Genomic DNA, 8,328 nt, shown 5'->3' with positions numbered 1-8,328 from the left:
TTTTATTTTTTTAGTAGGTAATTATTTTCAAAACTTATTGTATCTACTACTTTCTCTCTCATTACTACTTCAGTATAATCCTCATTTACCTTTTCACTAATTTTATTTTTTTAGTAGGTAATTATTTTATCTTTGGGGGTATATTTCTTTAATTCATAACTGAAAATCAAATGGATAAAAGCTTAAAAAAAATGGGCGATGGATGGATATTCGTTCCAGAAGATGAGAGGAAGAAGAAGTTGAATTACGATAAATTATTATACCGTATTAACCAAAGGGAAAAGAGGATAGAAAAATTGGTTGATTCTATTTCAGAACTGAAAAAGGAATTAAAGGAGTGGAAGAAATTCAGTACTTCCGAATATAAAGAGTTGGTGAAATTCCATAAAATATTTCAACCGAGTTTTTCAGTTTCATTAAGTAAAACACCCAAAGTGAAACAAAACTCATTTGGTTCTTTTCAAACGGGTGGAAATAAAAGTTGGACAATTTTTGTCACTGTAGGTAAAATAACGAAAACGGTCTACCTTGGAACCATTAAATCAGTAAATGAACAATTGGATTTAATTGAAGGGAAAAGTGAATATTTTGAAATGTTTCCTCATAAATCTATTCCACATAAAAATAAGATAAAATCAAAGATAAGTGAGTTGGTTATACCTTTAATTAGGAATGAATTAGTTGAAATGCTTCAAAAGGAAGGTAGTGTTGAAACCTTTCTTAACTCACCAATAAAGGGATCCGATTATTTAGATTTGCTCTATAAAAATTCGAAATATTACAAAGTAAAGGAAGAAGGAAGAACTGAAAAGAAAAAGGGTAAATTCATAACATATAATGAAGCTTTTATAAGTAAAAAGAAATAGAAATTGATGCATAATATTTTTCTATGCAAATAGAAAAACTAAACATTTTCAAATTCACTGATTCAGAACCATCACCTTTTCCATCGGTTAGAAAAGTTAAAAATAAAGGATTTGAAAAGTTGAAAAACCTGAATTTAAGGTACGAATTAGAAAGATGTAATAAAACATTATACTATTCTGAAAAGCATCTTAAAATCGAAGATTGGGGGTATAAAATACTACATCAAACTGAGGAGGGTTATATTGGTGATTCTTATTCACTTGAATTGGTTGAAGTAGAGGGTTCACCCAATGAATTCCAATGGGTTTTAAAATCACTTTATGATTTCATAGGTTTTAAATACATTGATGGAGAATGGGTGGAATTTGAGATACCTGAAGACGAATATTAAAAATGGGTTCAATCATAACTCCACATTGTTCAAAGTGTAAATTCCCATTTAAACAAATGATGGTTGGGGGAGGTATGATGGATTTCAGGGAATCCGTTAAAATTCCATTCTCCTGTTACGATTGTGGAACGATTGGTGAGAAGAACATACTTTCCCATTCAAATAGGTGTTCGAAGTGTAGAAAGGAAATGGTGATGTTTGGTAAGGAGGTTAGTGATGTGGATTCAGAAGAATATAGTGATTCAGTTTTTGATTGGAGTTTTGGTTCTTTTGAAGGATATGTACTAATGAATGAGAATTACCAGTGTCCTAAGTGTAAGGAAATGGGTTTGAAGTTTGAACCTAATGGAATGTGGGATTGATATTGGTTATTGAGTTATTTTTTCCAAATGGATTTGAAATCTATATTACCTTCATCACTTACAATCGTTTTTTTATCAACATTTAAGTCTAAAACTTGGATTCTTTTTCCATCATTCATAATTACAAATACCTCGATAATCTTGTAATCCAATTCATTACCGTAATAATTTTCTGAATAAATTACTTTTAAACGGATTCCAGTACTTTTTTGCAATAAAATGAACTCGGACATCCTATAAACTTCATCTACTTCTTTAGTTGGAGAGTTTAGGTATTCCCTTTCTGTATATTTTAAATATTCCTCATCATTCCAAAAATTAAAATTAGGTTCCTTACAGGTAATTTCCTTTTGAAAACCAATTTGATTTAATACCTTTTCCGATACCATATTCAATCCTAAATGATGAATTACAAATTAAAACAATAATTGTACTAACCCCTTAATTGACTGAAATAAAATTATAAAAAGGTTTATTATGAAAGAAGATTCAAAAGACATCTTATTGAAAGAGTTGGAGGATGAATATCTTAAACAATTTCCTAATTCAGAAAGACCATCAAATTCCCTTTTTGATATTGGAATTGATGGAATAATTGAAGGATTGCAAAATAGAAATGAGAAGAAAATCCGAATTGTTCATAGGAGAGGTGTATGTGATGGAGGTAGAATAGTTTATTACACTCCTAATAAGAATTGATGATTTAGGTTCAAAATCAACTAACTGATAATCTTATAAGGTATTTAGGGAATTGGATTTAATCTCTCTAAATTTCAATCCTATTAGTGGTTAGGTTGTAGAAAAGGTGGTGAACTTATACAGTTCCCACCTTTTTCTTTTTTATAATCTTCTCTCCTAGTTTCGAGATTGATTTATCTCCTTCCTTTGGGTTTTTACGGTATGAAGTTTGGTATAACTCCTGATTTTTAAGTTTTTGGATGTGGGATTGGATGTTTGTATTCAACAATCCTAAAATATCAATCATATCTGAGAGGGTGGAAGTATCTAATGAATTCCATTCCCTTTCTATTTTGTCCATTATCCTTTTATATAATTTGATATCTCTGTGGTTCAGAAAGGATTCTATATCAGTTGAATTTTCGTTTTTAGTGGTTTTCATAATTTGAGAAGTTGTTGGTTTGGGTCAAAATTGGTCTCGATATCTGAATGGGGTAGATGAGGATTTCTCTTTGAATTACTTTTTTCATTTACGAGAAACTAGTCCATACCCTTATTCCATACTTTATATACTCAAAATGTTGTATTTAATATATCAAAATAGGAAACTTCATATATATTTATTTATCAGTTACACCCTCTTCGGTAATTAACCCTTTTGTTCTATCAATATAGGAAATCACTTCTTCGGTCATAAAGTAGTTAGTACCTCTGGATTTGAATTTGTTTAATTCTCCTGAATCACAAAGACGGTAGATGGTAGATTGTGAGACCTGAAGGGTTTCGATTAAATCCTGAAGGGATATGAATGTTCTATCGTAAAGTTTCTCCATTTCCTTTAGTTTGATGGTAAATCTATTTGGACTTTGATACCTAAATCATCGTAGTACTTTTGCAAATCTGCAATTCTAAACCATTTCTTTCCATTGTATTTGATTCCATTTGGAAATTGGTTGTTTCTGATTCTCTTGTACAGGGTGAATTTCGATATATTTAGAATTTTCTCTAAATCATCTATTAGGATTATGGGTTCAGTTATTGTTATCATAGTTACAGTGGTTAAGTAGTTAAGTTTTAAAATAAAGTAGGAGTTAGGAGTTCGGAAGTACTATAAATGGTAAAAGATTAGTTAATTCTTATTCATAAATATTCAGTTTCAGTGAAATTAGTAACCAACTATCACACCCGTCCTCCCAGTAACGTGTCAGTCCTATTCCTTTTCACACCCCCCCGGTAGTAAGTTTATTTTGATTTTGCTCCCTATATGTTTTACAGTAGTTGGGTGTGGTGGAATATCATTGGAAACTTACAAAGACTACTCATACAGGAATTTTACCTGAACCAATCATCTTTTGAATGAAAGTATAGTAGTTTGGTACACCTACAGAACCATAAATGTTTTCTCTTTTATAAATATCATATAAGATCCTCAAACGATAAAAAAATCAAAAAAAAGTTAAAATATTTTTAAAAAAACTAATCGCCTCCGCTAAGTAATTGATAATCAATTACTTATAAGAAAATAAAAAAACTATCAATTTAAAGTAGACCAAAAATCAGAAAAAAGATATCAGAGAAAAAAATAAATAGAATGAAAAAATGGTGTAAAAAATGGTGTAAAAATTACAAGACGAAAAAAAATAGCACAAAAAAACCCTTTCTAAATGAATAGAAAGGGTTTTTACAATTTAAATGGTGGTAGATCCCGGACTCGAACCGGGGACACACGGATTTTCAATCCGATGCTCTACCAACTGAGCTAATCCACCTCAATTCCCCGCGTTAATCGGGAGTGCAAAAATAAGTATAATTTTATTTAATCCCAATCTTGGCTTAAAAAAAACAAAGAAATCTCGCAAAGCGGGGATTTATTGCCCGAAAAGCCCGCTCGATAAATAGCGATCTCCGCGGTCACAAATGATGCAGACGATCACACCTGCCTCTAACTCAGTGGCTAAGCGGAGGCTAGCCAAAACACTACCGCCACTGCTCATGCCGCCAAAGACACCTTCGACTTTGGCCAAAGCCTGGGTCATCGCGGTTGCATCTGCTTCTGAAATATCCATCACGCGGTCTACGCGGGACGGGTCATAGATTTTAGGACGGTATTCGATGGGCCAGCGGCGGATGCCAGGAATTTTCGAACCGTCTGTGGGCTGGCAACCGACGATTTGGATGGCTGGATTTTGTTCTTTTAAGTACATAGACGTGCCCATAATGGTACCCGTGGTGCCCATGGAACTTACGAAGTGAGTAATGGCGCCTTTTGTGTCGCGGTAGATTTCGGGTCCTGTCGTTTTGTAATGAGCTAAATAATTATCTGGATTCTCGAATTGATTCAACATAAAGAATTCGCCGGTCGCCGCTTTTTCAACCGCGTAATCACGCGCGGATTCAATGGTTTCAGTCAGCGTTACGGTAGCCCCGAATGCCTCCATCGTTAACACGCGTTCGCGCGTAGAATTCGCAGGCATCGCTAATTCAATTTCGATGTCATATAAACGGGCAATCATCGCTAGCGCGATGCCCGTGTTACCAGAGGTCGCTTCGATGAGCTTCATCCCTGCTTTCAATTCCCCGCGCTGGATGGCGCCTTCGATCATGTTTTTCGCGGCACGATCTTTCACGGATCCGCCTGGATTGTTCCCCTCTAATTTCCCAAAAATCTTAACGTTCGGGTTCGGGTTCAAGCGTGATAATTCGACTAAAGGAGTGTTTCCGACTAAATCTAACAGCTGGCTCATATTAATCTTGGATGACTTTGACGTTCTCTTGGTGGTAAATCTTTGTGTTAGGGGCAACGCTGCGTGTTAACCAGACATTTCCTCCTATGATCGAGTCTTTTCCTACAATCGTTTCGCCGCCTAAAATAGTAGCTCCGGAGTAGATAACCACGCCGTCTTCGATAGTCGGGTGGCGCTTCGTGGAGGCCATCGATTTATCGACAGAAAGGGCTCCTAAGGTGACGCCTTGGTATAATTTGACGCGCTCTCCGATGACGGTGGTTTCTCCAATCACGATTCCGGTGCCGTGGTCCATAAAGAAATAGCGACCGATGCTGGCGCCGGGGTGGATATCGATACCTGTTTTGGAATGCGCATATTCTGTCAAAATCCGCGGAATCAACGGCACTTTCTCCTGGTGCAATCCATGCGCTAAGCGGTAAAAGGCCAAAGCGTAAAAGCCGGGATAGGTCCGGATCACTTCGTAGGAAGTGGTCGCCGCCGGATCGCCCGCCACCATCGCTTCCACGTCCGTTTGCAAGAGGTCGTAAATGGCTGGAATTTGATCTAAAAAGCGGTGCGCAATGACCGCCGGATCTTCTGAAAGTTGATCTTTCATCGAATACAAAAGACTTTCAAGTCCATTTTCGATGCTTTCCCAAACGGCTTTCAATTCATCTCTTGTATTAAAATGCATACGCGTTTGCTCCGGAAAAAGAGTCAAAACGATTTTTGTGAACAACTTTTTTATGTCAGACGTCGCCGGGAAAGGGGGCGTCTGCTGGTGTTGTGCTACTATTTTATCTAAAAAGTCCTTAGGAAGCATGGCTTAAAAGTAATTCGGTTTGTTCGACCGGGTCCAGCGTGCGGACCTCGATGCGGGTGATTTGGGATTCGTTGCGTAATTCAAGGCCGTACATATAGGCCTTGTCGTAGTAATGAAGAGTGATTTCCGCGACTAAACTGAAATCCCCGGCTTCTAACGCTTCCAGCGCGATGGCGTAGCGGTCCAGGCCTAAGCGTTTCTTTATTTTGCCCAAAGCCTTTTCTAAATCCTCCTTCGGATAAGATGCATAAACGTTCACTAAATGCGGCAAACGGTAGACCGGTTCGATGTCTAAAAACACCACAGGGGCCGCTCGAAGCTGATTATACAGCGGAGCCCCCATAAATACCTGACCAATGTGGCGACTTTCGTCCTCCACCCAGATCTCGCGGCTATAATCAAAACCGCACAAAACGCGGTGTACTTCATTCTCAAAATGCTCACTCGTAGGCTGCACCTCTAATCCTAAATGACCAAAAGCCGATCCCCGATGGTGCGCAATCCCTTCTAAATCCAAGACTTGGTGTCCTCTTTTTACTAATTCGTGCAAGATTTCCGTCTTGCCTGATCCCGTCTTCCCTCCCAAAACACGGAACGGAATGGGTTGATCAAAAATGGCCAATACTTCATTTCGGTAAGCTTTATAGCCGCCTACTAGGAGTTTAACCTGTAATCCGGCCGTCTCAAAAAGCCAGGCCATACTGCCGCTTCGCATTCCTCCGCGCCAACAGTGAACCAACACTGTGTTGTCGACGGCTAGTTTTTTGGCCTTTTTCACCCATTTCGCGAGTTGAGGCCCTACAAATTCCAAGCCTAATTCAATCGCTTGATCTTTGCCTTTTTGCTTATAGCAATTGCCCACCGCGGCGCGCTGTGCATCGTCAAAAATAGGAAAGGATATCGCCCCAGGAATCCGTGCCCGCGTATATTCGCCAGGCGATCGTACATCGAGCACCGGGAATGTTTTTGCGGCTTCGAGGAAGTCTGACGGACTCAGTTTTTCGGGCATTATAGGGTTATTTCGTAGAATTCGAAGTTCAGTGGATCGAATGTCTGTACTAAATCGTGTATAAAATTAGGATAATCGCTCGCGAATTCGAGGAAATTTGTGTGGCGTTCCTGCCATTCTCCTGCAGGAAATAAGGCTTCTTTTAAGGCCAAAACTTGTCTCACCTCATCCCCCTGATTACGCTCTTCCGCGCGCTTTAACTTCTTCGCTAAACGCTCCAGACCTTTCATCCAGCGCGCCTGCTCTGCGAGCACGCTTGCTTCTAACGTAGGATCGATGGCTTTTGCCCGTTCCGCTAGCTCCGCTAAAATGGGCTGTAATGCTTTTGACTCATCCTCCGTATCCAATGTATGTGCCGTACGTCCCGCCACGAAATCCCGTCGTAGCGCTAATTCGTTTTTAAACAAATCGGCTAAACTCAGGCCTAATTTCTCCGCCTTCTCCGCTTGCTTCTGCGTCTTGACGATCGCAAAGTTGCGCGGCAATAAAATAGGGAACGGAACTTGGTGTAAATCGAAAATGCCTTTCAATTGAAACCAATACGCCACCTCCGCCGGGCCTCCGATGTAGGCCAGATTAGGTAAAATGACTTCCTGGTACAAAGGTCGCAAGATCACATTCGGGCTCGCTAGGGTGATATCCACCGAATCCCCCGTTTCTAATCGTATGCGATCGTTCTCTGTTAATTCAAAAAGATTCACCGGACGCGCCGAAACCTGTGTCTTGTATCCTAAGGCCTCTAATTTCTCTGTGGTTGCCCGCACGATAGGTTCGTGCAGCTGTTGTTTCAAATCTGCCTCCATGATAGGAGCAAAAATCGACTTCAAACGCGCATCATCTGCATCCAGACAAACGAGTCCCTGAGCCCCGAAAAGCGCGTGCATATACATTCTCACGGCTTCGGAAAGTGTCTTTCCCTCGGCATAAGCCTTATCGAAGACCTCGTTTCTAAACGGAATTCGAGGGAAATCACTCAGGTTAAAACGACCTACGGCCCCTTTTTGGGAAGTGTTCCACTCGTATTTAGTCCCGAAAGCAAAGAAGTGATTGATCTCTTCAAAATCGTGGTCCTCCGTCGCCATCCAATAAATAGGGACAAAGCGCTGTGCTGGATAAGCTTCCTGAAGTTTTCGTGCCAGGTTAATCGTCGAAACCAACTTATAAATCACATACAACGGACCGGTGTAAATATTTAATTGATGTCCCGTGGTTACCGTAAAGGTATTTTCATCGCGAAGATCCACCGCCGGCATTTCTGCGCCAATTGCCGCATATTGCTCGCTTAGGACAGTCTGAAGAATCGTCCGCTTTTCACTCGAAAATCCTTTTTTCTCTGAAATTTGCTCTTTGAAATTTGCCAAAAGAGGTCCATTTCTGTAGAATTCCTTCAACGCCGGTTTCTCTGCTAAATAATCGAGTAGCAGTTTAGAGAATGCGTTCAGAGAAGAAAAGGAATGCGTTTTATAGGACAT

11 protein-coding genes and 1 tRNA gene are annotated in these 8,328 nt (G+C 39.4%); 4 read left to right on the top strand and 8 right to left on the bottom strand.

Annotation, left to right across the window (positions count from 1 at the left end):
- Positions 1 to 170: 170 nt before the first annotated feature.
- Genes ACRZ9O_RS10440 through ACRZ9O_RS10430 form a run of 3 tightly spaced genes read left to right on the top strand, consistent with a single transcriptional unit; the run spans position 171 to position 1,620 of the window.
- Positions 171 to 866 (top strand): hypothetical protein, encoded by a 696-nt coding sequence (locus ACRZ9O_RS10440; protein ID WP_459458945.1) that lies wholly within the window; start codon positions 171 to 173, stop codon positions 864 to 866.
- 23 nt (positions 867 to 889) lie between these two features.
- Positions 890 to 1,258, top strand: coding sequence for a hypothetical protein (locus ACRZ9O_RS10435; RefSeq protein WP_459458944.1), 369 nt, complete (start codon positions 890 to 892; stop codon positions 1,256 to 1,258).
- 56 nt (positions 1,259 to 1,314) lie between these two features.
- Entirely contained in the window at positions 1,315 to 1,620 is a 306-nt protein-coding gene (locus ACRZ9O_RS10430) for a hypothetical protein (protein WP_459458942.1), read from the top strand.
- A 14-nt stretch (positions 1,621 to 1,634) separates the two neighbouring features.
- Here the strand turns inward: ACRZ9O_RS10430 and ACRZ9O_RS10425 are convergent, their stop codons facing one another.
- Positions 1,635 to 2,009: a hypothetical protein gene (locus ACRZ9O_RS10425; RefSeq protein ID WP_459458940.1), complete on the bottom strand. Its 375-nt coding sequence runs from the start codon at positions 2,007 to 2,009 to the stop codon at positions 1,635 to 1,637.
- A gap of 88 nt (positions 2,010 to 2,097) precedes the next feature.
- Here ACRZ9O_RS10425 and ACRZ9O_RS10420 point away from each other — a divergent pair, with 88 nt between their 5' ends.
- Complete coding sequence (locus ACRZ9O_RS10420) at positions 2,098 to 2,319, top strand: hypothetical protein (RefSeq protein ID WP_459458938.1); 222 nt, start codon at positions 2,098 to 2,100, stop codon at positions 2,317 to 2,319.
- Between the two features lie 115 nt (positions 2,320 to 2,434).
- Here ACRZ9O_RS10420 and ACRZ9O_RS10415 read toward each other — a convergent pair whose 3' ends face one another.
- The 7 genes from ACRZ9O_RS10415 to ACRZ9O_RS10385 all read right to left on the bottom strand — a co-directional run bounded on the left by ACRZ9O_RS10415 (position 2,435) and on the right by ACRZ9O_RS10385 (position 8,328).
- A complete protein-coding gene (locus ACRZ9O_RS10415) occupies positions 2,435 to 2,659 on the bottom strand; it encodes a hypothetical protein (RefSeq protein ID WP_459458936.1) in 225 nt (74 codons plus the stop codon).
- A gap of 259 nt (positions 2,660 to 2,918) precedes the next feature.
- Positions 2,919 to 3,131, bottom strand: coding sequence for a helix-turn-helix domain-containing protein (locus tag ACRZ9O_RS10410; RefSeq protein WP_459458934.1), 213 nt, complete (start codon positions 3,129 to 3,131; stop codon positions 2,919 to 2,921).
- Positions 3,132 to 3,991: 860 nt separating this feature from the next.
- Positions 3,992 to 4,067 (bottom strand) — tRNA-Phe (locus ACRZ9O_RS10405).
- A 99-nt stretch (positions 4,068 to 4,166) separates the two neighbouring features.
- Positions 4,167 to 5,042: a cysteine synthase CysM gene (gene cysM / locus ACRZ9O_RS10400; RefSeq protein WP_459458933.1), complete on the bottom strand. Its 876-nt coding sequence runs from the start codon at positions 5,040 to 5,042 to the stop codon at positions 4,167 to 4,169.
- A gap of 1 nt (position 5,043) precedes the next feature.
- Positions 5,044 to 5,847 carry a serine O-acetyltransferase gene (locus ACRZ9O_RS10395; protein WP_459458931.1) on the bottom strand — a complete coding sequence of 268 codons (804 nt, stop codon included), beginning with the start codon at positions 5,845 to 5,847 and terminating at the stop codon, positions 5,044 to 5,046.
- Positions 5,837 to 6,856 carry a tRNA 2-selenouridine(34) synthase MnmH gene (gene mnmH, locus ACRZ9O_RS10390; protein ID WP_459458929.1) on the bottom strand — a complete coding sequence of 340 codons (1,020 nt, stop codon included), beginning with the start codon at positions 6,854 to 6,856 and terminating at the stop codon, positions 5,837 to 5,839. Before mnmH ends, ACRZ9O_RS10395 begins: the two co-directional genes overlap by 11 nt.
- Positions 6,856 to 8,328, bottom strand: coding sequence for a bacillithiol biosynthesis cysteine-adding enzyme BshC (locus ACRZ9O_RS10385; RefSeq protein ID WP_459458928.1), 1,473 nt, complete (start codon positions 8,326 to 8,328; stop codon positions 6,856 to 6,858). The genes mnmH and ACRZ9O_RS10385 overlap by 1 nt, the downstream gene beginning before the upstream one ends.

It is taken from the genome of Aquirufa sp. HETE-40SA (assembly GCF_054558635.1).
Note: the sequence above shows the minus strand (reverse complement) of the source record. Positions and strands in the feature narration are given on the sequence as shown.

Coding starts and splice junctions, on each gene's coding strand:
- ACRZ9O_RS10440 (WP_459458945.1), top strand. CDS start 171: ATGGATAAAAGCTTAAAAAAAATGGGCGATGGATGGATATTCGTTCCA.
- ACRZ9O_RS10435 (WP_459458944.1), top strand. CDS start 890: ATGCAAATAGAAAAACTAAACATTTTCAAATTCACTGATTCAGAACCA.
- ACRZ9O_RS10430 (WP_459458942.1), top strand. CDS start 1,315: ATGATGGTTGGGGGAGGTATGATGGATTTCAGGGAATCCGTTAAAATT.
- ACRZ9O_RS10425 (WP_459458940.1), bottom strand. CDS start 2,009: ATGGTATCGGAAAAGGTATTAAATCAAATTGGTTTTCAAAAGGAAATT.
- ACRZ9O_RS10420 (WP_459458938.1), top strand. CDS start 2,098: ATGAAAGAAGATTCAAAAGACATCTTATTGAAAGAGTTGGAGGATGAA.
- ACRZ9O_RS10415 (WP_459458936.1), bottom strand. CDS start 2,659: ATGGACAAAATAGAAAGGGAATGGAATTCATTAGATACTTCCACCCTC.
- ACRZ9O_RS10410 (WP_459458934.1), bottom strand. CDS start 3,131: ATGGAGAAACTTTACGATAGAACATTCATATCCCTTCAGGATTTAATC.
- cysM (WP_459458933.1), bottom strand. CDS start 5,042: ATGAGCCAGCTGTTAGATTTAGTCGGAAACACTCCTTTAGTCGAATTA.
- ACRZ9O_RS10395 (WP_459458931.1), bottom strand. CDS start 5,847: ATGCTTCCTAAGGACTTTTTAGATAAAATAGTAGCACAACACCAGCAG.
- mnmH (WP_459458929.1), bottom strand. CDS start 6,856: ATGCCCGAAAAACTGAGTCCGTCAGACTTCCTCGAAGCCGCAAAAACA.
- ACRZ9O_RS10385 (WP_459458928.1), bottom strand. CDS start 8,328: ATGTCCTATAAAACGCATTCCTTTTCTTCTCTGAACGCATTCTCTAAA.